The following is a 25,043-nucleotide window of genomic DNA, read 5'->3' on the forward strand; positions in this document are numbered from 1 at the left end:
ATAACAGGTGTTCATTCAGGTGGGGAGGGTATAGAGGATGTATAATTGTTTGAATAACTAGTTGGGTCGGTATGCGAGTGCGTTCTAGCGGGTGCGTCGATAAATTTTGTTATCGGCACAGATGGGTTCAAACTGATCTTGCACGTCTGCAAACAGGAGCGATTCTTTCGAGCCGATCGCCAGGTAACCCAACGAAGCCAGACTGTCATGAAAAAGCCGGATAACGTGGTTTTGCAAATCTTTGTTGAAATAGATAAGCACGTTGCGGCAACAAACCAGTTGGAACTCGTTGAAGACACGGTCGGTCACCAGGTTATGCTGGGCAAACAGGATCGAGTCTCTCAGATTTTTATTCATAACGGCCTGGTCGCCTTCCAGGGTGTAATACGTTGACAAGTCAGTGTTACCGCCGGCCTGTTTGTAGTTAAGGGCGTACTCGTCGATGTACTGGGCCGGAATGAGACCCAGCCGGGCCTTTTCCAGATTGGCCCCATTGAGGTCGGTGGCGTACATCCGACAGCGTTCCAGTAGGTTCGCTTCTTTCAACAGAATCGCCATCGAGTAAACTTCCTCGCCCGTAGAACAGCCCGCGTGCCAGATTTTGATGATTGGATACGAGGCTAACAGGGGAAATACTTTTTCACGGAGATTGGTATAAAAAGGAGGGTCGCGAAACATCTCGGTCACGTTCACCATGATGGTCTGTAAAAACCAGGCAAAGAATGTCGCGTCGTTGGCGAGCTGAAACCGAAGCGCGAAAATCGTCTGAATATTGACCAAACTCATACAGCGCAGGATTCGACGTTTAAGCGATGCCTGCGCATAGTTGGAGAAATCGTACCCATAAACGACCCGCACAAGCGTCAGAATATCATCCAGCTCGGCCGTACTCAGTTCAACATCGGGTTTCATAATTAGGCGGGTATCCAGTTGTGCATTCGCTCCAGTAACTGGTTGGTATCGATTGGCTTGGTGATGTAGTCGGAAGCTCCGGCTTCCAGGCATTTTTCGCGATCGCCAGCCATGGCTTTGGCCGTGAGGGCAATAATTGGCAGTTTGGTAAAGCGGTTGTCCAGGCGAATTCGTCGGGTGGCTTCATAACCATCCATATTTGGCATCATAATATCCATTAGAACGAGGTCTACCTGAGGTTGCTCGTCCAGCGCATTGAGTGCTTCCTGTCCATCGCTGGCAGTAATGACAGTAAGTTTCTTTTCTTCGAGCAAGGTGCTGATCGAGAATACGTTACGCATGTCATCGTCGACCAGCAATACGGTTTTTCCGGCCCAGTCCGCCTGCGCTGGTGCTGGCTGATTGCCCGGCGTGGGCAACGGTTCCATAACGTTTCGCTCCTGAACCTTATAGAGGAAAAGCTCCAACTGATCCATGAGCCGGTCCTTAGCCTGAACGGAATCGTGCACAACGGTATCCGACAGTTTCTTCAGCTGCAATTCGTCGAAACTGGAGAGTTCATTGTCGAGGTAGATAATAACCGGAATCTGGTTTTCCATCATGGCATCTTGCAGTTGGCGTAAAGTCAGGATGCCCCGATCCAGGTCTTTGCCAATGTCGGCGATAACACAGTCATAGGCCTTGTCATGCACGCGTTGCAGCGCTTTGTCATCCAGTACCGCATAATCGCAGGTAATATCGAAGTGTCGTTCGTTGATGAGCTTGGTTAGTGAATTGTCGGGCAGGTAATCGCCGGATAGAACCAGCACATTTTTCAGTTGCTCGGCAAAGCGGTTACTGATTCGCGTAAACGCATCGTCCAGGTCCTGTTTTTTCAACGGTTTCTGAATGTAGGCCAGCGCTCCCGGCAGAGCCTGTTTTGGCTCGTCGCTGGCCGATATGACATGAACCGGAATGTGCTTCAGGTGTGCATCATCTTTCAGAATTCTCAATATGCTTACGCCATCGAGTACAGGCAACTGCAAGTCGAGGATGATGGCGGACGGCTCATACCGGCGGGCGTAGGCAAGACCTTCGTCGCCCTGTAAGGCAATGAGCGCCTTGTATCCTTTTGACCGCGAGAAGTCCCGGACGATGCTGGCGAAACGAACATCGTCTTCAATAATGAGCATTACTTTATCGCCTTTGCTGAGGTTGTCCCGGTCGTCGGCCACGGTATTCTGCTGCGCCACGGGTGTTGGTTTGCTGTCCGCATTGGCTGATGTGTTCCAGTAGGCCTTATCAGCTTTGATCTGTATCGATTCGGTCGGCTCCGAATCAGGGCCAGCGAGCGGCAGCCAGATCGTAAAGGTGCTTCCGGTACCTTCTTCGCTTTCCAGGGTAATTTCGCCACCCAGGCGTTTGATCAGTTCCCGACTAATGGATAAGCCCAGGCCCGTTCCGCCGTATTTACGGCTGGTTGACCCATCGACCTGCTGAAAGGCTTCGAAAATAAGCTGCTGTTTATCGGGCGGAATGCCAATGCCCGTATCCGACACCGAAATAGCCAGCAGGGCGTCTTCGCGCCGGAGCTCCTGTCGGGTGAGCGAAGCATTAGCCGCAATGGAGAAGGTTAACGCAATCCGGCCGTCGGTAGGGGTAAACTTGAAGGCGTTGGACAACAGGTTTTTAAGGATCTGCCCCAGCCGAAGCCGGTCGGTGACTATTTCCTTCGGGACCGATTCCTGGACGGTTGTCAGGAGTTGCACTTTTTTCTCTTCGGCCACTACCGTAAATAGCTGGCTCAAATCCCGAACGACACTTTTCACCGAAACTGGTTCGTACTGTACGTCGATGTGACCTGCCTCAATTTTGGCCAGGTCCAGAATGTCGTTGATGAGATCCAGCAAATCGTTGCCCGATTTATGAATGACGTTGGCATATTCGATTTGCTTTGAGGTCAGGTTGTTGGGTTTATTGTCGGCCAGTAGTTTAGCCAGAATAAGTACACTGTTCAGGGGGGTCCGTAGCTCGTGCGACATATTGGCCAAGAAGGCAGATTTGTACTTACTGCTCACCTCCAGCTCGCGCGCTTTTAAGGACAGGGACTGCCGCGAAATTTCGACCGTTTCGTTTTTCTCGACCAGTTCCGCATTGATCTGCCGGAGTTCTTCCTGCTGAACCTTCATTTCCTCTTCCGATTCCTGTAAACTTTCGGCCTGCCGCATGAGCGATTCATTTGACTGGCGAAGTTCTTCCTGCTGATTCGCTACCAGTTCGTTCTGCTGTTGTAGCTGTTCGAGCAGAGCCCGCACCTGCACATGCGTTTGGGACGAATTAATGGCAACCGCTAATGGCTCCATCAACCGTTTGAGCAGGGCTATGGCCGTTGGTTCCAGCGTTCGAAAGGCGGCTAGTTCGAGTACGCCAATCAATTCCCGATTCTTCCGATACCACAATGGAACCAGCACTAACTGACCCGGCTGAGCCTCACCACTACCTGATTGTAGTGCCCAGTATCCAGATGGAATCTGGTTAATTATCATGATTTTTTGACCCTGGCTAGCCTGACCTACCAGCCCTTCATCCAGGCCAAAGGAGCAGGACACATCAGCCGGTAAGCCAATAGCGGCAACGCGCTCCAACCGGCGTTCGGCAGAATTGAACAGGTAAACAGCGCCTGCCGGTAAGTCGAGGTGATCGACCAGGGTAGTAATGATATTTCTGGCTATATCCTGCGGGCTCTCCTGCTCCTGTAAACTTTGGCCAATGGCCGATAGACCAGTAAGTTGCCAGTTTCGTTCTTCGCTCTCCTGATTATAGGTTTGCAGCTTCGCAAGGTTTTCCTTCAACTCCCGTTCGGCCCGTCGACGTTTTCGGAATTCTTCAAAAATGACCAGAATCAAAATGGCAATATTGACGACAGCTATCAGGACAGCTACCCACATGGCGCACTCCTCTGTGTAATCCGTATCCGCTTCTTTTTCCTGTCTTTCCAGCAAGTCGTGCTTCGCCTGCTGCTTAATCTGGTTCAGTTGTTCCCGAATTGATTTTAGCTGGGCAGTATCGCCTGACAGATAAGCCATTGTTCCTCGTTCAACCTGGTTGAACCGATTGAACTGATATGGCTCAGAGGCTAGCAAATCCTTTAGCTCGCTTAAATTTCGTTCTATGGTCGATACGGTGAAGTGGGCGGGCGAACGTTCAGCGGCAGAAGAGGGCGTAATAGCGTTTCGCGGACTGCTCTTTAACTCAAGTAACGCCACTTCGAGGCTGGTCAGATGTGCAGTGATTTTTTCAATTTGTGTCGAATGAGCCAGAAGCGCATCATGTCGGCGAAAAGCACTAAAATAAAGTAGAATGATTACGGGTACTGTTATAAACGTAAGGGCAGCGCCAAGGTATATTCGGCCCGTTAGTGATTTAATCATCTACTATTGTTCATTATTATAAACAATAAAGATACTTTATCTTAAAAACAAAAACAAATTGATTTAGTTAAAATTGCTTATATGTTATCGAAATAAATTAAGTAGTTATACTTAATGGCTCCGAAAAACCCTAAAAGGCAGAAACTTAGTAGACCTTGGTCAGTGAATTTAAAAAGGCAATCAGGCCGGGCACATCCAGAATATAGTCTACCTCATTAGTCAACATGGCCTGTTGCGGCATAAAACCAACCAGGGCTGTTTCGGGCTGCTGAACCACCAGTGTACCGCCTGTTTTCTTTATCGCTGCCATTCCCTTGCTGCCATCCGCATTGGCCCCCGACAATAAAATGCCCACCAAACTAGGCCCGTAGACGTCAGCGGCTGATTCGAACGTAACGTCGATGGAAGGACGGCTGTAGTTTACTTTTTCGGAGTCATCGAGGGCTGCTACTTTGTTCTGTTCAATCAATAGATGGTAGTCGGCAGGGGCCAGATAGATCGTGCCTGGCTTAATCACATCTTTATCATCTACCTCGCCGAGTGGACTCGTTGTTCTAAGCGCAAGCAGATTAGCCAGGGTAGAGTCAGCCGTGTTTTTACGATGCACCACAATGATAAGGGCAAACGGTAAAGGGACGGGCAACTGGGGCAGCAGACTGAGTAAGACTTCAATGCTTCCCGTTGAGCCCCCAATCACAACGGCTTCACAAGGATGAGTCAGTTTATTTTCCGCCATATCTTTTCGCTACCTATTTGCTTGAATCGCGGCTGTAACGTTGAGAATTTCAGCGTTTCTTTCGCGCCCAAAGCGAGATACCCCAACGTACCGAGACTTTCCTCGAAAAGGCTCATAACCCGCTGCTGAAGGGCTTTATCAAAGTAGATCAGCACATTTCGGCACATGATCAGGTCAAATTCGTTGAACGACCGATCCGATACCAGGTTGTGGGTCGAAAAAACCATTTTTTCGGCCAGGTCACTTCGAAACTTGACGTAGCCGTACTGGGCTGTGTAGTACGACGAAAAATCGTTTATGCCGCCAGATTGTATGTAGCTTTCTGAATACTGCTTCATGGGAGCCATGGTAAAAATGCCTTTCCGGGCAGTTTCCAGAACTTCAGGATTCAGGTCCGTTGCGTAGAGTAACGATTTGTGAAGTAAGTTCGCTTCACTGAGTAGAATAGCCATCGAAAAAACCTCTTCGCCCGTGGAGCAGCCTGCATGCCAGATTCGGATAAACGGTTTAGCCGACAAGGTGGGCAGCACTTCGGTGCGGAGTGTTTTATAGAACAGCGGGTCCCGAAACATTTCGGTCACGTTGACGGTGAGTTCTTCCACGAAGCGCTTTAAATAATCCGCATCCGACCGAACTCGGTAGCGCAACTCGGCGAAGCTCGGAAACTTGTCCAGAGTCCATATCCGATTGATCCGACGTTTCAGGGATGCCCTTGAATAGTGGGTGAAGTCGTACCCGTAAATATCGAGCAGATCGGTCAGTAAAAGATCAACTTCTGGCTCTTCAATCATGGTCGTTGCTTAAATATCCGATAGCAGCAGCACCAGCCGATCGACATCAATTGGTTTGGGTATATAGTCTGTAGCGCCCGCCCGCAGGCACTTTTCCCGATCACCCAGCATGGCTTGGGCAGTTACGGCGAAAATAGGCGTGCTGGCTCGGTTATCTAGATTCTTGATACGTGGAATGGCTTCGTAACCATCCATTTCGGGCATCATCATATCCATAAGAATCGCGTCGATAACTTCGTTGGTTTGTAAGAGCTCAATCGCTTCCTGAGCGCTACTGCAAGCTATACAGTAGAATGATTTTGCCTGGAGCGTCGCCTTCAGCGCAAAAATATTTCTGGGATCATCATCAACGATTAATACCCGTTTTTTATCCATTTTGTTACGTGTTCTTCTGTTTGGATACAAAGAGATTTTACCTACCTTACGCTACCCGCTTTGCCCCGCTGAGCCCGGAAATCAGTGAGCTTTGCTTATTTTCTGTCATATAGCCAGACGCGCAACAGTGATATAAGTTGGTCAATATCAACGGGTTTGGTGATATAGTCGGAGGCTCCGGCCTGAATGCATTTTTCGCGGTCGCCGGTCATGGCTTTGGCCGTAACGGCAATGACCGGAAGGTTTTTCCATTTGTAATGTTCCCTGATTTTCCGGGCCGTCTCGTAGCCGTCCATTTGGGGCATCATCATATCGAGCAGCACAACGTCGATGGCGGGGTTTTCGTCCAGCTTTTGCAGCGCTTCCTTTCCGTCCAGGGCCGCCACAACCGTCATGTTATACTGTTCAAGGGCTTTCGAGAGCGAGAAGATGTTGCGTACGTCATCGTCGGCGACCAGCACTGTTTTCTGGTTGAGCACCTGGCCCAGCGCACCCAGTTTTTTCGACATACCGGTTTTGTCGGCCGATTGTTTATTCTCCTCAACAAGGTGCAGAAACAACGATACTTCGTCGATCATGCGTTGGTAGGAGTGAGCCGTTTTGACAATGATGGAATCCGCATATTTCTTGATTTTCAGCTCTTCCGACATTGACAGGCTTTTGCCCGTGAAAATGATGATCGGTACCGATTCCATACCTGGGTTTTTCTTGGCTTCCTCCAGGGCTTCATAGGCGTTTGTGTTCGGGATGCCCATATCCAGAATCACGCAGTCTACTTCCTTGCTCTTCAACGCGTCGATACCTTCCGAAATGTTACTCTTCAGTTCCGACGTAATGTTGAACGTTTCCAGGAAATAGGCGAGGGCCTTGGCGTGCTTGGCGTTGTCTTCGATGATCAGGACTTTCTTGGCATCGCGATTTAATACGTATTCTATTTTTTTGAAGACTTCATGGAGCTGTTCGAAAGCTACCGGCTTATCCACAAAGTCAATGGCTCCTTTCAACAAACTCTCGTTCTTCATCTTGTGCGACGACATGATGTGCACCGGAATGGGTCTGGTTTGTGGATTGGCTTTCAGCGCATCCATTACCTGCCAGCCACTCATGACCGGCAACTGAATGTCCAGCAGAATACCAATCGGTTTGTAGGTAGCCGCCAGTTTAAGGCCTTCGTCACCCTGAACGGCCACAATGCCTTTGTATCCTTTCTTTCGGGTATAGTCCAGCAGCGATTTTGCAAAATTTGTGTCGTCTTCTACAATCAGAATGGTCTTGTCCGTCTCCGTTATCGAGTGACGATCATCGGGAATGGCATCCGGAATCGTGGTGCTGATGTACTTCTCGCCGTCAGATGCCGCAGGGGCAGACGAGGCCGGGCTTGTGGCGTGATGCTGGGGAGGAGTGTTCGGAGCCGTGTGGCGAGGGAACACGGCATCCGAAACGGCTGGTTGATGGCGTGATGTTTCGGACAGTTGAGCCCTTACAATCGGAATGAATACCGTAAACGTTGCCCCTTCGTTTACCCGGCTGCTCAGCGTAATTTCGCCCCCCAGTAGTTTTGCCAATTCGCGGCTTATCGAAAGGCCCAGACCAGTGCCCCCGTATTTTCGTTTGGTGGAGCCGTCGGCCTGCTGAAAGGCTTCGAAAACAAGTGGCTGTTTTTCGGGAGCTATACCAATTCCCGTATCCCTGACGACAAAACAGAGCTTGTCATCCTGCCGTTTGATGGTTAGAGAAACGCTACCAGCGGCCGTAAATTTGAGTGCATTGGCCAGTAGATTTTTAAGGATCTGCCCCAGCCGCATTTTGTCCGTGCTGACAACGGAAGGAACGCTCGATTCCACGTCGATGGCGAAGGCCAGGCCTTTCTCCTTGGCCATGATCGCGAACAGGGATTGCAGCTCATGGGTAATTTCAGCGATCGCTACCTCCTGGTAGTCCAGCTTCATTTGGCCGGCTTCGATCTTCGACAGGTCCAGAATTTCGTCAATCAGCCCCAGTAACCCGTTGCCCGACGATTGAATGACCCGGGCATATTCCACCTGATCCGTTGAGAGCGTTGCTTCGTGATTTTCGGCCAGCAACCGGCTCAGTAGCAGAATGGAGTTGAGGGGCGTTCGAAGTTCGTGGGACATGTTTGCCAGAAATTCCGATTTATACCGCGTCGTTAACTCCAGTTCGTCGGCTTTCTTCTGAATTTCATCGTTTTTCTCTTCCAGTAGCATGCCACGCTCTTCGAGTTCGATGTTGGTTTGCTGCAATTCCTCCTGCTGAACACGCAATTCCTCTTCCGATGCCTGTAATTTCTGGGCCTGCATTTCGAGTTCAGCGTTCAGGTTTTCCATCTCCGAATGCTGCGCCTGTAACTCTTCGGCCTGGGCCTGGGTCTCCTCCAGAAAGTTTTGCAGCTTCAGGTAATCCAGGGCGGAGTTAAGGCCAATGGCGATCATCTCCCGATTCTGCTCCAGGAAGTTTATCTCCAGTGAGGTTGGCTTCTTGAGAAAGCCCAGTTCAATAACACCCAGGCACACATCACCGTAAATGAGGGGAACGATCAGCAGCGCCGTCGGCCGGACATGCCCCAGCGACGATGTTATCTGGCTGTATTCGGTAGGCACGTCCTGTACCAGAATTGTTTTCTGACGATCGATAGCTTGTCCAACGAGCCCTTCGCCAGCATGAATAAAGGCGGGTGCCTGATGACTGGCATGACTACCGACCAGTTTGAAGATTGTCTCATGATCGAGCAGATAAAGAGTACCCATCGGGGCGTTGACGTACTCGGCAATCGTATCGATCAGGCGAGTGGCTAAACGGCTGACGTTTTTCTCGCCCCGAATGGCATCGCTCACGTTGACTGTACCAGCCTGAAGCCAGTTTTTATCGGTCAAATCCGCGAACGTTTGTTGCAGGGAACCTGCCATCTGGTTCAGCGCCTTCGAGATACGTCCCAGATCATCGTCTTTCGCATCCTGGCTGCGCACCGAATAATCGCCCCCGGCAATCTCCTGGGTGATATCCTCCATGAGGGCAATGCGTCCGGTGGTTTCAATGTATTTTTCTTCGGCCAGTTGTTGTTGCTTCAGCCGGTCGTCCAGGTCATTCTTAATTCGTATATAGGTAAGTGCCGTAATCAGGATAGAAATGAGAGCCGCAACGACCAGCAGAATTGGCGTGTAAGTGATGTAAAGCTGCTGCTTTTTGATACGGTCCTGTAGCAGGGCATTTTCCTCCGTTTTTGTCTGGTTAATGGTTAGCCGAAGGTCGTCCATGATCTGCTTGCCCCGTACCATTTCCTGATGCCTGGCCACCGTGTCGACCATGAACGATTTATTCCGCCTGACCAGGTCGATGACTCGCTGCATCTGCGCAAACTTAGCTTCGTACAGGGCCTTTATCTGAGCAAGGTGTTTTTGCTGGGTCGGATTATCTGCGGTGAGGTCGACCAGTCGGTTATGGCTGGCTTCTATCTTTTCGAGGCTACCCGTATAGGGTTGTAAAAAAAGCGGATCGAGCGTAACCAAATACCCACGCTGCCCCGTCTCGGCATCTTTGGTATAGGAGATAATATTTTCTGACTCGACCAGTACCTGATTGGTATGATTGACCAGTTCTGAGTTACGAATGAGCTGCTGAATGCTGTAGTAAGACGCCGAAAGACTAATCAGCAACAGCAGGGTCGAAAAAGAAAAGACGGTCTGTAATTGTCGGATAACCGAGTTTGTAAATTTTTTTGGCATGAGGAGTAGGTTACTAGCGACTTACATAACAGATAGCTGACTGGTTTGGCTGACCGGTAAAACAAGTATAAAACGAGCTCCTTCATTGATCCGGCTCTGGGCTGAAATGAGACCGTGGTGTTTGTCGATGTTCTTTTTCGCAATGGCGAGGCCGATACCGGTACCCTCGTACTGCGTTTGGGTATGCAGCCGCTGGAAAATAACAAAAATACGCCCCAGAAACTTCTCGTCGAATCCAATTCCGTTGTCCTGCACGATGATTCGACAAAACGCCCCCGTAGGACTAGGCTCGCCATCAATTGCCTTGGTGTCAATTCGTTCGGCCCGAATGGTTATAACGGGCGGTACCGATTCTTTTGCGAATTTGAGCGCATTACTGATCAGATTTTGGAAGATCTGTCGCATGCGTGTTGGGATGGTGTCAATAACGGGAAGCTGATCAACATCGACAACGGCCCGCTTTCGTTGCAGGGCGTCGTCGAAGTCCAGCAGAAGTTCATCGACCAGGGCATTGAGGTTTGTTGGCTGAAAGGCTTCCGGTACGGAGAGCTGTGAGTAGGCGAGCAGATCATTGATGAGTGTAGACATGCGCGCCGATGACCGGATGGATCGATCAAGATACGAAACGGCGTCGGTATTTTCTTTGAGGTATTTTTCTTTGATCGTATCGTTCAGCAACTGTATTTTTCGGAGGGGCTCTTTCAAGTCGTGCGATACAACCCAGGTAAATTGCTGCAATTCATGGTTGGTTTGTTCCAGTTCAGCATTTTTGAGCATGAGCTCATTCGTGCGCAGCTCCACTTGTTGCTCCAGCAACTCGGCCGCCAGCTTTTGCGGATGAATGTCCGTAAAGGTGCCAATCCAGCGGTTCAACACACCCTGTTGTTTGATCGGGATGATGCGTAACAGATGATAGCGAAAGTCGCCCGTGTGCAGGCCCTTCAGGCGCACCTCGCGTGTCAGTTCCGTGCCAGCAATAAAAGCCTGGTTCCAGTCGTGCCACACATCGTCGTCGGGGTGGGCTTCCGGAAACGTTGATGAACTGCTCGCGTACTGGAACCAGTGTTCGTTGACGTACTCGATTTTACCGTCGGGGTCCAGGGCAAAGGCCATCTGGGGTAGGGAAGACAACACGATCTGCAGGGATTCCATTTGCTCCGTCAAGGCCTCCTGCGCCTGTTTACGCACCTCAACTTCTTTCCGAAGGGAGTCCTGAACCGCGCGTAGTTCCTGCTGTTGGCGGTAGAGCTTCTCGAGTGTTTTGACTTTTAAGACCAGAATGTCCGGATCGACGGGTTTGGTCAGGTAGTCAACTCCGCCCGATGTATAGCCCTGGGTTATGAATTTTTTTTCGGTGTTAACCGCCGACAGGAAAATGATGGACGTATCTTTCGTTTTGCTAAACCCGGCAATGGCATTGGCTACTTCAAACCCGTCCATGCCGGGCATTTGTACATCGAGGATGATGACGGAGTAGTCCGTTTTCAACACTTTTTTTAATGCCTCTTCACCCGATTCGGCCGTGTCGACCGAAAAACGATGTAGTTCAAGAATTTTCTTTAGCGGAATAATATTCTCGGGCCTATCATCAACAAGAAGGATCATGGTTAACCGTTGAAAACGTTAAAAGTGAACGTAGCCAGCAGGCTATCGAACGTTGAGCCATATGGTCAGAAACGCGTTTTTGCAATTCTTCGGTGAAGATAGAGCCTTGGTTTGGGTGTTTCCAAATCTGGCCAGTATCGACGTGAGGGAATTATCTGGCTCAAAAATACGTCTGTTTTCAACGAATGCGCCTACATAACGATGGATATGGGTAAACACCCGTCTCTTTGGGGGCTGATTACCCTGCCTGGCTGGCCGCCATTCTGGCCCGTCAGGAGACGTGAACAACCTACTCATCATTACTACATTTACTATACGAAACAACCATCAACAATCGGTCTATGCAATTACTTTACTCCTACCTGCGCCAGTACTGGGGCTTACTGATTCTGGCCTTGTTTCTGGCCGCCATCAACCAGGTTTTCTCGTTACTCGATCCGTATATTTTTCGTAAAATTATTGACCAGTATGTCGTTAAGCCCGGCGGAAGCATACGCGACATTAATTTCTGGGCCTTCCTGAGTGATGGTGCCGGGCTGCTGATCCTCCAGGCATTAGGTGTGGCGATGGTGAGTCGTATCGCCAAAAATTTCCAGGATTATTACGTCAATGTCATTACACAGCGGCTGGGTGCCCGGCTCTACACCGACGGGCTGCGGCATTCGCTGGAGCTGCCGTATCAGGTATTTGAAGATCAGCGGTCGGGGGAGACACTGGGTAAGCTCCAGAAAGTGCGTGCCGATGTGGAGAAGCTGATTCAGTCGTTTGTTAATGTGTTGTTCACATCCGTCGTCGGAATCATTTTCGTGATGTGGTATGCCAGCACGGTTTACTGGCCCATTGCGCCGGCCTATTTTCTGACGATTCCGCTGTTAGGCTTCGTGAGTTCGTTGCTGAGTAAGAAAATTAAGGTTGTTCAAAAAAATATTGTGGCCGAAACGACGGCCCTGGCTGGTTCAACGACGGAGAGCCTGCGCAACATCGAGCTGGTAAAAAGCCTGGGTCTGGCCCAGCAGGAAACCGAACGGCTGAATGCAACAACCGGTAAAATCCTGAAACTGGAGTTGAAGAAGGTCCGGTACATCCGGTCGCTGTCGTTCATCCAGGGAACGTTTGTCAATTTGCTGCGCAACGCCATTATGCTGCTCATGCTGTTTTTGGTGGTGCAGGGACGGATCACCGTTGGCGAATTTTTCTCTCTCTTTATCTACTCATTCGCCATTTTCGGACCGTTGCAGGAGTTGGGTAACATCATCAATATTTATCGGGAGACGGAAGCATCGCTGGCCAATTTTCAGCAAATTCTCGATACACCGAGAGACACAAAACCGGCCCACCCGAAACCAATCAATAAAATACAAACCCTGGCTTTCGATGGAGTGCGGTTCAAACACCTGACGGCCAACGCACCGGCGCTGGACGGTATTTCGTTTACGGCAAAACTTGGCGAAACTATTGCCTTTGTGGGGCCATCGGGCTCGGGGAAAACAACCCTGGTAAAGTTGCTGGTGGGGCTTTATCCGCCGTTGGCGGGTAAAATACTGTATAATGACATTCCCGGATCGGAAATAGACCTCGATGAGCTGCGCGAACAAATTGGCTTCGTTACGCAGGATACGCAGCTCTTTGCGGGTACCATCCGCGAAAACTTACGATTTGTTGCTCCTAACGCCACGGATGAGGAATGCCTCACAGCCCTGCATCAGGCCGCTGCCGATTCATTGCTCAGCCGCGCCCCGCAGGGACTCGATACGGTCATTGGTGAAGGTGGGGTCAAGGTTTCGGGTGGGGAGAAACAACGGCTGAGCATTGCCCGTGCGCTGCTCCGCAAGCCAGCGCTACTGGTGTTTGACGAGGCTACATCCGCTCTGGATTCACTTACGGAAGAAGAAATCAGCAAGACCGTTCGCCAACTGTCGGGCTCCCGGCAGCACATAACCATTCTGATTGCTCACCGCCTGAGTACGATTTTGCACGCGGACCGGATTTTTGTGCTCGAACGGGGACATGTGGCCGAGGAGGGCGCTCACACGGAACTGTTGCTGCAAAAGGGTCTGTATTATGCCATGTGGCGTCAGCAGATTGGCGAACGCAAAGAAAGCCAAGTGTCTGGTCAGGAAGCGTTATCGGCGAATTAAGGCGTCTTTCTGATTACGAAAATAGGGGATGTGTTACGTTAGCGTTTGCCCTTAGCCTCAACCGGCTGCCCTGAACAAACGCGGCAAAGGTAAACGAGTTCTACGGACCATCCGCGATCAACATTGCCAACCGAAAGGGTGATTTGCGTTCGCGGGGTGAGCCAGATGGTATTTCGGGTATCGCCCAGGAGAACGGGTTTTCCCCGGCCGTATTTTTCAGTCATCTGCTTGTCAAACTCGACGGAGGCCGCGAGAACATCATCTTTCGTAATCGAGGCCGTTGTGTAGTAATAATAGGAAGCGGAAAGCAGCGAATCTCCATTGAACGCATACTCCAGGCCTACCATTCGGTCGTTCAAGGGTACCCGCGCATAAATTAACTTCTCTTTTTTGGTAGAGGTGGGTTTTGTCGGTTCGGCTTCCTTAACCTGCTTGGGCGTGAAACCCCAACGAACGGCGCGTACATCGGCCGGCTGTTGTCCGTAAAGAAGCCCTGTTGCTGGTAAAAAAAGAACGAGTGCAGAAACGGCTGCCTTAAGAAAGAAATTCATACGTACGAGTTTAACTCCGCATTAGAAACGAAGCCGTAACCAGGCGCATTGCCCTGGTTACGGCTTCGTTGTTTGTACCGACGATCCTGAGAAATAACCCGTTTATTGTTTCACGATCACGCCATCGGCAACAAAAGTGAGTGCTTTTTCGGGTTGGGTGATTTTCGCAATTTCTTCTTTCGATTTACCGGCGTCCTCGGCAAAATGGCGCAGGTCGGCAACGGGTGTGGTGGTGGTTTCGGCGGTACCTTCTACAACGACGGTTTTACCGACAATGTCTTTAGGAACAAAGAAACCATAATCTTTAAACGTCACGCGCATCGTTTGGCCATCGCCGGTTTTTACCTTCATCCAGCAGCCTTTTACTTTGCACACCGACTCAACCGTGCCTTCTACCTTGGCGGGCATTTCTGTTTTGTCGGCCATTTTAGTGGTCAGCTCGGTTGCCGGAATGGCTCCTGCCGGCGTAATTTTTTTGCCGTGGTAACTCAAATCGGTTTGGGCAAACGCGCCAAAGGATGCCGCAGCGAGAAAGGTAGTAAGCAGTAAGTTTTTCATGGTTTATTCGATACGTATGAGGGTTCCTGTATAGTTGCCGGATGCGGCCACAGGGGGCAGCTGGTATTGGCTATGTAACGTCAAATTTACCATTTTCAGCGCATTACCAAAATCCTGATCAACGTCGATGGCCAGAAATTTTTAGTAATGCGCTAGCTTACTCAGGAAACTAGGTCCAGTATAGTATCGGAGCATTCGGAAAGCGCTTCGCCCATTCGGCGTAGAAAAACGCTTTCATTTCCTTCATTTCCTCCGGGCGATATACATATTTTGTGCCCCCATACTTATTTCGTTTCTCGGCGCGCGATGTCTCGTCCAGATCGAGTGAGGTATTCGGATACCATTGCAGCAGCACATCTTTGGAGCCGGGCGTGAAGCGGTGGCTGATGAATTCGACGGTCATGTCTGATGGACCAAAGTCAAGTACGTCAGAAATGCGGTCAAGGAGGGCCGTGTACGCTTCGCGCCAGTTGGGAATGGCCATAATGGGGGCAATGACCAGTCCGACAGGATAGCCGCCACCGCCCAGTGCTTTCGGCAAAGCCAGCTTACGAATGGCCTGCAGCCGGGCTTCTACAGAAGCCGTACCTCCTTCGAGCCGGCGGGCTATATCGTCGGTATTGAGGCTTACACGAGCGCGGGTGTGCCCATTGTGGGGCAGGTTAAGAAGGCTATCGACCTGATCGTACTTCGTGACGAAGCGAAGTTCGGCCATTGATCGGGTACCGTAGTACTGAATGCACTCCGCCATACTGCCCGTCAGGTGTTCGATACCCAGCACATCGGTATAGCAGCTTACCTCGAAAGTAGTTGGTCGGGCCACCGAATCGTTAGATTTCTGCCAGGTGCGGTTAGGGGGATAGGTGCCTTCGTAAGCAGCCGTACTGGCTAACATCTTCGGCAGGTTGGCATAGGCCCGAACAACCGGTGGCCCGGAGAGACTACCTGCCAGATAACAATATTGACAATGAGCAGGACAGCCTTCGGCCAGATTCATTTGCCAGTCGGCCGAAGGGGGAATGGGTTGCAACCGGAACGCGCTGGGTGGCGCGTTCACTACCGCCAGTGTATTTTTGGCAATGCGGTAAGTCTCCCGTTCATCGGCCCCGCGTAAACCCGTAATGCGGTTGTTTTTCGCGATCTTAATTGGCAGATCGAGTGCGGAAATGCGCTCGTACATCGCCTGCCCAAACGGTTCTTTCAGCGCATCAGCGGTGAAAACAACGCGCTTCGGCATCCAGAGACGGGCCGATTTAAGGAAGGGTTTATCGGCTGGTTTTTCAATTGAATCAATCGTCATAACGGAGTAAAAGGAAACAGCGATGAGGTTGAAAAAGAACGTCTGCCACCTGTATAGATAACAAAGAATTGTACCGGATGAATCCCGCAAGTAGGAAATGATGTTGTTTCTAAGTGTCTATTAATCAAAAACTTAGAAAATAATTTTAATCGTTTTATTGGATGGTTTTAGGCCAGAGAAGAATCGGAAAGTATTAGTTTATTCAGGCGGAAAATGGCAATTACTAAGCTTACTAATTAGACGGGCATACGCAGCATCGAGTTGATTTGTTTGACTAAATTAGGTACAACGTCGAACTTCTATCAGCCCGCTGCTTTAGCGATGGGTCAGTAAAAAATAGCCCAGTATGTTAACCGTTTCAACGGTTTGTTTGCGCTAAAACCGTTGAAACGGTTGATTTATTCTGTTTCTTTTCCCTAGCCCACAGCTAAAGCAGCGGGCTGATAGAGACTAAATTCTACGTTTATTTATGTCAAATTAATAAACCCGGCGTAGGGCATTTATTAGATCATATACGCCGGGTTGAAACCCGGTTTTTTTTAAATCTTAGTTATACTCGTGACTCTAAACCACACAAAAGATGGAAGCAGAAAAAACAAACAGTCAAAATCAATTAAATACAACTAGTCAAGCATTTATTAGCTGGGTCGATGGGTTGACCGACGAACAGTTCTGGGCGAACACAAACGGAAAATGGTCCGTTGCCGAGGTCATCCAGCATTTATACTTATCCGCTCGCCCGGTGGCTCGATTACTAACCGGTCCTCGCGCAATTCTGGATCAATGGGGAAGGCCAACGGCATCATCGCGGCCATACGAGGAGATAAAGTCTGCCTACCAAAATGTATTGGCGACGGGTGCTAAGGCTCCTGCAACCATGTCGCCCCGGTCAGACGATAGGCAGGTAAGCCGGAGCGAACTTATGGAACGATTCCGGGCTATGTATCAATCGCTGGTTGAAGCCCTCAAAAACTGGTCTGCAACCGAACTGGACAACTACTGTATACCTCATCCGGTACTGGGTAAGCTAACTGTGCGGGAAATGATTTATTTCACCAGCATTCACACGGAACACCATCGGGAACTACTTCAACAGGTATACAATCGGGTTCAACTGAAATAGCCCTTCTCTGCGCTCACGGGTCAATAACGCCGTAGTTGCAGGGAAGGGCCCGATACTCTTTATAATGCAGACTAATTTTTTCGGGTCTGTATGAATTAGCGGGCTAGCTTAACACCCCGACCGGCAACCCGGCCAAAATAATAGTTGATGCCAATTTTCAGGCGACCACCTTTGCCCCGGCTAACGGTCGGGTCAATTTTGTTGTAAAAGCTGCTTTCGTAAGACACCTCTGCGCCCAATCGGTGCAGAATCCAGGCCATCACCCCAATCTCCAGACCAACACTGGTGTATTTATATTTCGTATCGGCGGGCGTGTTTTCCGAAAATTCACGGCCACTGTTTAAGCTGGCACCAATGAAACTACTGATACGCGTACGGAAGGGGTAATAACGGGCAAACGCACCCACCTGCCGGGAGTGGTACTTATTCCCCACAAGCCGGTCAGCATCGTAACGTAAACCAGCCGCGAAGCCTGGCTGAAAGAAATAGCCCAGGCGCGTGTTGATTCCCAGATACACTTGTCCGTTGGTGGCACCCATCCCAAGACCGCCACCCAGAAAAAGGTTATTGGGCTCAAACCAACTGAGTTGGTTTGCCTGCTGATAACTGATGGATTTGTTGATTTCCTCATCCATTTTCTCGCTGGCCTGGTCGGCTTTCTGCCGCACATCCCGTTTCGTTTGCTCATCAAGGAGCGGCCGTCCATTCCTACTCGAATCTGACCTGTTTTGGGCCATGGCACAAATACTTAGGCTAGTCAGTAGCGTTACAGTTGTAAGTAATTTCTTCATTGTCGTTGAGTTAATACTATAAAAAACGTCGTTGTATTAACCACGCAGCCTGGATAAGGTTTCTCAATGATGAAGACTACATGAAAATGAACCAAAAATCAACGCCTTCCCCGAACGGGAAAGGCGTTAGAAGAAAATGATAAATGATGAGCCCTTTATTTTTGTAATTGCTCGATCAGCGAGCCGACCTGCTCAACGGATACGGCGGGAAAATTGGCAATCCGAATCTGTGAATCTTTGAACTTACCATACCCACTGCCAACGATCATATTCGCTGATTTAGCGGCCGAAATAACATCCGTCGAGGATAGGGGCTTATCCTCCGATCCGACATTGGCAACGATAACCGTTTGTGAACGATGGCGTTCCTGTTTGACAAAAGTCTCGTACCGAGCTGAACTGTCCAGAAACTTGTACAGCATCCGGGCTTTCTCTTCGGTTTGTCTGCGAATCGTGTCAATGCCGATTCGGTTGAAGTCTTCCGCAATTTTGCCGAGTATATAAATGTATAAAACGTTGGGCGTAGCGGGTGTCTCAAACGTTTTGTAATGCTTCCAAAGCATGGGCAATGTGTTGTGGGCCCCAATGGTCATCGCATCGTTTTTCTGTAATCGTTCGGCTTTGGCCAGGCAAGCCTGGTTGGCAATCCAGACACCCAGACCGGCGGGCATGCCAAATGCTTTCTGAACGGAGAAAAACGCCGAGTCAATCAAATTAAAGTCCAGATCCGGGAAAGGAGCCGACGAAACGGTATCGACACAAAATAACTTCTTGGGGTATTTGCGCTTGAGCTTATGCATCTCGGCAGGCCGCATCTGTACACCCGACGAAGTTTCATTGTGGGTAAGGCAAACCAGTTCGGCGTAGGCAGGTACCTCGATTTCGGCCGCATCGAACCCTTCGCCAAATGGTTTTTCCAGAATATGAGCGTGCTTATTCAGGGCATTGGCGTAGTCGTAGAATTTTTGCGAGAACGAGCCGTTGACCAGGTGAAAACTTTCGTGTTCAACACAGTTGAGCAGCACACGTTCCCACACTTCCGAAGCCGAACCGGTAAAGAAAATGCCGTGTGTAGCCGGAATGGTCAGCAACGTACGCAGTTGCTCATCCGCAAACTTATAAATGTCCCGAAACCGCTGACTCCGGTGCGAAATAGAGCCGATTTGTTCATCCATTGCCTGCTGCAGGTGCTGGTAGAACGTTGGGTAGAGTTCGGCCGGGCCGGGCGTGAAGTACGTGTTTTTCATAGGTCAATGGTTGAATGATAGAGTGATTGAATGATTGAGTAATTGCTATTTCACGCAACTAATCAATCATTCAATCACTCTATCATTCACTAATTAATACAATAGCCTAAACTTGATTGTGTTATCAATGTCCTTTAATTCCTCGACGACCTCATCGGCATACTCCTTCGCAACGTCCGTGATGACGTAACCGATTTTTTCATTCGTTTTGAGGTACTGGCCGTGGATATTGATATGGTATTTGGCAAAAATCGTGTTCATTTTGGCCAGAATACCCGGCACGTTGGCGTGAATGTGCAGCAACCGGTGCGCCCCCTTCAGCAAGGGAAGCTGTAGTTCGGGGAAGTTTACGCTGCCGTAGGTGCTGCCGTTATTGATATATTCGAGTAGCTTGCTCGGTACAAAATTACCAATGTTGGCCTGAGCTTCTTCCGTGCTGCCGCCAATGTGCGGGGTCAGAATTACGTTTGGCAGGTTACGCAGGGCGCTCATAAACTCCTCGTTATTGGTTTTGGGCTCCTGCGGAAACACGTCAACCCCCGCACCCGCAATTTTGCCGCGCTCGATGGCATCGACCAGTGCCGGGATTTCGACAATGTGCCCTCGCGAGAGGTTGAGGAAGATGACGCCATTCTTCATCAGGCCGAATTCGCGGTAGCTGATCAGGTTTTTGTTTTCCTTTCGCCCGTCGGTATGCAGGCTAATGATGTCGGCAACGGCCAGCAGTTCGTCCAGTGTTTTACATTTCCGGGCATTACCCAAGGCCAGCTTATCGACAACATCGTAGAAATAAACTTCCATGCCCAGGGCTTCTGCTACGACCGATAACTGCGTACCGATATTACCATAGCCAACAAGCCCGAGTTTCTTACCGCGTACTTCAAAGCTGTTTTTGGCCGATTTATCCCAGCCTCCCTGGTGCATCATGTTACTCTTTGGTACGATGCTCCGGATCAACATAATAATCTCACCAATGGCCAGCTCAACCACCGAACGGGTATTGCTGTAAGGTGCATTGAAAACGGCAATGCCTTTGTCGGTGCAGGCATCCAGGTCAATCTGGTTTGTACCGATGCAAAACGCACCAACGGTCATTAGCTTATTGGCATGTTCCAGCACGCGAGCGGTCACGTTCGTCTTTGACCGAATGCCCAGGATGGATACATCGCGGATGGCTTCGATCAGCTCATCTTCATCCAGTGCCCCTTTCCGAATCTCGACATTAAAGCCCTCCTGTTCAAATAATTGAACGGCTATCGGGTGCACATTTTCGAGTAACAGAACTTTAATCCGGCTCTTCGGATACGATTGACTGCGGCTCAGGTTGTTGTGATACAAAAATTCATCGAGCGAAGGGGCAATGTGGTCAGCCTTTTCGACTACCCGAGGGCGCATAACGTTCTCCGTGAAGGCATAAAACCGGTTAGCCAGCCCCGACGCTTTGATTTCATAATCCGTATAGCCGTCACCAATCACGTATACTTCCCCATCGAGTTGCAGATTCCGGATTACCTGCGATTTGCCCCCGTTGGCCGACAGCGGATTTTCCGTGTCGAACCCGACAATGGCTCCGGTCTCATCGAACACGAACGTATTGGCAAAAACATGCTCCGCCCGAATACCCAGCGACGTAACAATTGGTACAATAAATTCTTTAAACCCATTCGAAACGATGTAGATTGTTTCGGCATTTTCGGTCAGAAATTGCCGGTTGCGTTGAAACGAATCGGAGATCTTGCCCATCAGGGTTTCAACAAGCGCAGGCAACTGGCTTTTGTGAGCTTTGAGCAAGTTAAGCCGCAGGTTCAGCGAATCCGTAAATGAAATTTCGCCCGACATGCCCCGGTCGGTAATGGCTTTAATTTCGTCCAGCACATCGTTGCGATCAGGGCGGCCCGTCAGCGAGATTTCACCCAGCACGTCGAGCGCTTCGACCTTGGTAAAGGTGCTGTCAAAATCAATGATGTAATAGGTTTGTTCGAGTGGTTTGGTGAGCATGATCTAGATTTGGTCAATATCCGCATCTTCCAGCGGGTTACTGTCTAAAATGTGTTTAATTGCCTGCTGGAGAGGTGGTAGATGAACGGTTATTATGCGCCATATGATTTCATAATCAAGACCAAAATAGTCGTGTACCAGAATATGACGAGTACGAATGATACGCATCCACTCGATAGTTGTGTGCTGATCCCGAAACGGCTTGGGAACCCGGTTAGCGGCTTCACCTAAAACCTGCACGTTTCGGACAACTGCATCACGAGCCATCCTGGTATTTAGAAAAGACTCATAGTCCAAACCAGCCGTATATTCCCTGATGGCATCGATTGCTTCCATCATATCAGTCAACAAAATGTAGGCTGATCGCTTAGACATAATATAACTGCTGCGTAATGTAAGGCATTAAGGTAGGCTTTATAGCTTTCCGGGTTACCAAATCAACTGGCTTCTGGAGCAGGCTCTCTAATTCAATAGATAAGTCAATGAATTCAAAACCAACAGGCTGTTTAAATTCCACTAAAATATCCACGTCACTGTTTTCCGTTGCCGTGCCGTCGGCATAAGAACCAAACAACGCCAGGGATGCCAAAGGATAAGCGATAAATAAACGCTCTTTGTTCGCTTTCAGCAGCGTTTTTATGTGCTCTGCGTCCATGTCACTTGTTAAAATTGATTCATCAAGAATGCCAACGCCCGCTCCTCCGACCAGTACGTACCCTGAATGCCACCTGTTTGGGGGGGAAACCCGCAGTGACCTCCCTGCTCAGGGAACTCCATCCACACAGTAGGGAGTTCCCGGCCCAACGCTTCCGGAAAACATTCAGGTGATAAAAATGGGTCGTTTTTCGCACTCACGATCAATGTTGGAATGGTGATGGCTGGTATGAATTGCAGCGAACTACTCCGGGTATAATAGTCCGTTACGTCCCGAAAACCGTTCATTGGGGCCGTAAACAAATTATCAAATTCCCGGATACTCCGCGCCTTCCTTACATTCTGTGTTGGAAAGACACCCGGCATGGCGGCTGCTTTGTCCAGTACTTTCCGTTTTAAGGTTCGGTTAAACCGGTGGTTGTATACCAGACTGTCCCATTGTTCGAGCCGTCGGGCGGAACCCATCAGATCGACCGGCACCGAGAAAACGACAGCTTTTTTAATGGCTGGATGTAGGCTTGATTCCTCGTGTTCGCCCAGGTATTTCAGGGTAACGTTGCCGCCCGCACTGAACCCCATGAGGTAAACCGTCTGATAGCCCGTCGATAGGGCGTGTTGTATGATGAAGTGTAAATCGCCGGTTTCGCCAATATGATAGAATCGTTGCTGGCGGTTCATTTCGCCACTGCATGAACGATAATGCCAGGCCAGGCAGTCGAATCCATGCCGTGTCAGATGCCGTACCATACCGGCCAGGTATTGGCTGGCTGAACTCCCTTCAAGGCCATGCGAAAGAATAACCAAAGACTTTGATCCGCCATCCGCATAGCACCAGTCCAGATCCAGAAAGTCATCATCCGGTGTCTCGATGCGTTCGCGAACGTAAGGGACCTCTACCTTGCGAAAGAGCGAAGGAATGATGGTTTGCAGGTGGCCGTTCCACAAGCGGATTGGCGGCTTATAACTCGATAGGGCAATCAGCGGCATTACCGAACGCGGGCGATTGAAGCCGCAAAGGTAAAAGTTCTGACGTTAGAAGCTCAAAAAACCTTAAAAAACATGGCTTTACGTTCGCTCACAGGGCCAGTTCTTTTTCGGATACGATCGTCAGCACGTCGGAATCGTTCAGGCGAACGGCCAGACCCAGTGTTTTGGGGACTTCGTAATGAAAATAAAATTTCATCGTGTGAATCTTGCCTTCGTAGAAAATCAGGTCGTCACCCTGGGGGTTTTGGGTCATCAGCGTTTGTTTGGCGACAACCGCCTGTTTCAACCACTGCCAGGCCAGCACGACAATTCCGAATAGCTCCAGAAACAGCGTCGCGTCGGACAAATAGCGTTCAATATCTCCTTGCTGCGCGTGAGGTAGCAGGCCCGTCATAACGTCCTGTACGCGTTTGAGCTCGGTCGCCAACTGATCTGCGTAGGGCTTCAACTCGTCAAATGTACTAGCTTCAGCAATTAACTGGCTTATTTCGGCAAACAAAAGCTGGGGCGCTTTTCCGCCTTTCATGGTCATTTTCCGGCCCAGTAAATCCTGCGCCTGAATACCCGTGGTGCCTTCATAAATGGGTGTGATACGAATATCGCGGTATAATTGCTCGACCGGGAAGTCTTCCGTGTAGCCATATCCACCGAATGTTTGCAAACTTTGACTGACCGACTGCACCCCCATTTCAGAAGGATAGGATTTGGCTACGGGCATCAACAAATCGAGTAGTAGGAAGGCGTTTTCTTTTTCTTCGCCCTGGGCCACTTCTCTGATGTCGTAAAGGCGGGCTGCCTCCAGAAGTAGCGAGAGTGATCCTTCCGTAACGGCTTTCTGAAACAGCAACATTCGCCGAACGTCGGGGTGGTTGATGATGGGCGTCTGGGGAGCATCTAGCTGGGTTTTGGTATTCAGTCGTCTACTTTGTGGTCGTTCTTTGGCGTAGGCTAGCGCGGCATAATAGGCCGCCGTAGCAATACCGGTTGCCGTCATGCCAACCCCAATGCGGGCTTCGTTCATCATCTGAAACATATACGAGAGACCCTGGTGGGGCTCGCCAACGAGATAGCCAATGGTATTGTTATTCGATCCCATGGTGAGGTGCAGGGCCGGTACGCCTTTCTGCCCCATCTTGTGGTAAATGCCCGTTGACACGACGTCATTATCAACAAAACCGTCCTGTTGGTCGGGCCGGTATTTGGGAACAACAAACAACGAAATGCCTTTTGTGCCTTTGGGGGCCCCATCAATCCGGGCCAGCATCAGGTGAATGATGTTGTCAGCCGCATCATGATCGCCCGCCGAGATAAATACTTTCTGTCCCCTAATCTGGTACGCTGCCACACCGGCCTGGCTGTCGGGTAGGGGCGTCGCCGAGGTCGTCACATCGGAGAGCGACGATCCCGCCTGCGGTTCGGTGAGGGCCATGGTCCCCTGCCAGGTGCCGCCCAGCAGGTTGGGTACGTAAATGGCACTTAATTCCGGAGAGCCAAACGAGGTGATGAGGTGAGCGGCTCCGGAGGTGAGGCCGGTGTACATCATCCCGTTGTTAGCGGCCATCAAAATAAAGGTCACACAGGAGTTGATCAACTTCGGTAATTGCTGTCCACCGTGTTCGAACGAGAAGCCGGCTCCAATCAGACCCGCGTCACCCATTGCTTTCAGGTAGTCCTTAATACTTGGGTGAATCGTCACCTGCCCATTTTTAAGTTCCGGCTGGTTTCTGTCGACATCCTTCAGGTACGGATGCATAAGTGTATCAGCAATATAGATAGCTGAATCGATCACGAGATTGAAGGTTTCCCGGTCGTGGGCACTAAAATAATCGTATTTAGTCAGTTCGTCGGCTTTGAAAACGTCGTGCAACAGAAACTGAAGGTTGCGTTTGCTAAAATAAGTTGTTGCCATACGGGCGATGCGTCTGCTTAAAGGGCTACTACAGGTAAAGGGTCTGTTTGCAAGGGCAACGGCGCTGGAAGAGAAGCGCATTACCCAGAGACGAATGTACCGCTTACTACGTATAAAAATACCAAACTTTGCCTGCACTCTTTACTCATATCTCAAAAAACTATCGTTTACTTTGTGGCGTATAGACAGTAGTACGTTCAAAACAAATCCAATCATTA

The 25,043-nt window shown here is 49.9% G+C and carries 19 protein-coding genes; 2 read left to right on the forward strand and 17 right to left on the reverse strand.

Annotated elements, in window-relative coordinates; genetic code table 11:
• Positions 1 to 84: 84 nt before the first annotated feature.
• From ACYU8Y_RS25975 to ACYU8Y_RS26005, 7 genes are all read right to left on the reverse strand, one after another.
• Entirely contained in the window at positions 85 to 912 is an 828-nt protein-coding gene (locus ACYU8Y_RS25975) for a CheR family methyltransferase (RefSeq protein WP_460941088.1), read from the reverse strand.
• Between the two features lie 2 nt (positions 913 to 914).
• Positions 915 to 4,322: a response regulator gene (locus ACYU8Y_RS25980; protein ID WP_460941089.1), complete on the reverse strand. Its 3,408-nt coding sequence runs from the start codon at positions 4,320 to 4,322 to the stop codon at positions 915 to 917.
• 145 nt (positions 4,323 to 4,467) lie between these two features.
• A complete protein-coding gene (locus ACYU8Y_RS25985; RefSeq protein WP_460941090.1) occupies positions 4,468 to 5,058 on the reverse strand; it encodes a chemotaxis protein CheB in 591 nt (196 codons plus the stop codon).
• A complete protein-coding gene (locus ACYU8Y_RS25990; protein WP_460941091.1) occupies positions 5,040 to 5,849 on the reverse strand; it encodes a CheR family methyltransferase in 810 nt (269 codons plus the stop codon). Before ACYU8Y_RS25990 ends, ACYU8Y_RS25985 begins: the two co-directional genes overlap by 19 nt.
• A 9-nt stretch (positions 5,850 to 5,858) precedes the next feature.
• A complete protein-coding gene (locus ACYU8Y_RS25995; protein ID WP_460941092.1) occupies positions 5,859 to 6,224 on the reverse strand; it encodes a response regulator in 366 nt (121 codons plus the stop codon).
• Between the two features lie 95 nt (positions 6,225 to 6,319).
• A complete protein-coding gene (locus tag ACYU8Y_RS26000) occupies positions 6,320 to 9,964 on the reverse strand; it encodes a response regulator (protein ID WP_460941093.1) in 3,645 nt (1,214 codons plus the stop codon).
• Between the two features lie 21 nt (positions 9,965 to 9,985).
• The gene (locus ACYU8Y_RS26005; RefSeq protein ID WP_460941094.1) at positions 9,986 to 11,569 is read right to left on the reverse strand and encodes a hybrid sensor histidine kinase/response regulator; all 1,584 of its coding nucleotides are present in this window, start codon (positions 11,567 to 11,569) and stop codon (positions 9,986 to 9,988) included.
• A 341-nt stretch (positions 11,570 to 11,910) separates the two neighbouring features.
• On the opposite strand from ACYU8Y_RS26005, the gene ACYU8Y_RS26010 reads away from it, so the two are divergent.
• Positions 11,911 to 13,707: an ABC transporter ATP-binding protein gene (locus tag ACYU8Y_RS26010; RefSeq protein WP_460941095.1), complete on the forward strand. Its 1,797-nt coding sequence runs from the start codon at positions 11,911 to 11,913 to the stop codon at positions 13,705 to 13,707.
• A 38-nt stretch (positions 13,708 to 13,745) separates the two neighbouring features.
• On the opposite strand, the gene ACYU8Y_RS26015 is transcribed toward ACYU8Y_RS26010, so the two are convergent.
• The 3 genes from ACYU8Y_RS26015 to ACYU8Y_RS26025 form a co-directional block, all read right to left on the reverse strand.
• The gene (locus ACYU8Y_RS26015; protein WP_460941096.1) at positions 13,746 to 14,258 is read right to left on the reverse strand and encodes a hypothetical protein; all 513 of its coding nucleotides are present in this window, start codon (positions 14,256 to 14,258) and stop codon (positions 13,746 to 13,748) included.
• Between the two features lie 102 nt (positions 14,259 to 14,360).
• Positions 14,361 to 14,816, reverse strand: coding sequence for a DUF4920 domain-containing protein (locus ACYU8Y_RS26020; protein WP_460941097.1), 456 nt, complete (start codon positions 14,814 to 14,816; stop codon positions 14,361 to 14,363).
• A 169-nt stretch (positions 14,817 to 14,985) separates the two neighbouring features.
• Entirely contained in the window at positions 14,986 to 16,116 is a 1,131-nt protein-coding gene (locus ACYU8Y_RS26025; protein ID WP_460941098.1) for a spore photoproduct lyase family protein, read from the reverse strand.
• 580 nt (positions 16,117 to 16,696) lie between these two features.
• Here ACYU8Y_RS26025 and ACYU8Y_RS26030 point away from each other — a divergent pair.
• Entirely contained in the window at positions 16,697 to 17,239 is a 543-nt protein-coding gene (locus ACYU8Y_RS26030) for a DinB family protein (protein WP_460941099.1), read from the forward strand.
• A 95-nt stretch (positions 17,240 to 17,334) separates the two neighbouring features.
• Here the strand turns inward: ACYU8Y_RS26030 and ACYU8Y_RS26035 are convergent, their stop codons facing one another.
• From ACYU8Y_RS26035 to ACYU8Y_RS26065, 7 genes are all read right to left on the reverse strand, one after another.
• Positions 17,335 to 18,030, reverse strand: coding sequence for a hypothetical protein (locus tag ACYU8Y_RS26035; protein WP_460941100.1), 696 nt, complete (start codon positions 18,028 to 18,030; stop codon positions 17,335 to 17,337).
• Positions 18,031 to 18,185: 155 nt separating this feature from the next.
• Positions 18,186 to 19,277: an aminotransferase class V-fold PLP-dependent enzyme gene (locus ACYU8Y_RS26040; protein WP_460941101.1), complete on the reverse strand. Its 1,092-nt coding sequence runs from the start codon at positions 19,275 to 19,277 to the stop codon at positions 18,186 to 18,188.
• 93 nt (positions 19,278 to 19,370) lie between these two features.
• On the reverse strand, positions 19,371 to 21,275 hold the full coding sequence (gene serA, locus ACYU8Y_RS26045) for a phosphoglycerate dehydrogenase (protein WP_460941102.1): 1,905 nt from the start codon (positions 21,273 to 21,275) through the stop codon (positions 19,371 to 19,373).
• 3 nt (positions 21,276 to 21,278) lie between these two features.
• Complete coding sequence (locus ACYU8Y_RS26050; protein WP_460941103.1) at positions 21,279 to 21,650, reverse strand: HepT-like ribonuclease domain-containing protein; 372 nt, start codon at positions 21,648 to 21,650, stop codon at positions 21,279 to 21,281.
• Positions 21,643 to 21,930, reverse strand: coding sequence for a nucleotidyltransferase family protein (locus ACYU8Y_RS26055; RefSeq protein ID WP_460941104.1), 288 nt, complete (start codon positions 21,928 to 21,930; stop codon positions 21,643 to 21,645). The genes ACYU8Y_RS26050 and ACYU8Y_RS26055 overlap by 8 nt, the downstream gene beginning before the upstream one ends.
• An 8-nt stretch (positions 21,931 to 21,938) precedes the next feature.
• Positions 21,939 to 22,916 (reverse strand): YheT family hydrolase, encoded by a 978-nt coding sequence (locus tag ACYU8Y_RS26060; protein ID WP_460941105.1) that lies wholly within the window; start codon positions 22,914 to 22,916, stop codon positions 21,939 to 21,941.
• An 88-nt stretch (positions 22,917 to 23,004) separates the two neighbouring features.
• Positions 23,005 to 24,825 (reverse strand): acyl-CoA dehydrogenase, encoded by a 1,821-nt coding sequence (locus tag ACYU8Y_RS26065; protein WP_460941106.1) that lies wholly within the window; start codon positions 24,823 to 24,825, stop codon positions 23,005 to 23,007.
• Positions 24,826 to 25,043 lie beyond the last annotated feature (218 nt).

The organism is Spirosoma humi (assembly GCF_054776575.1).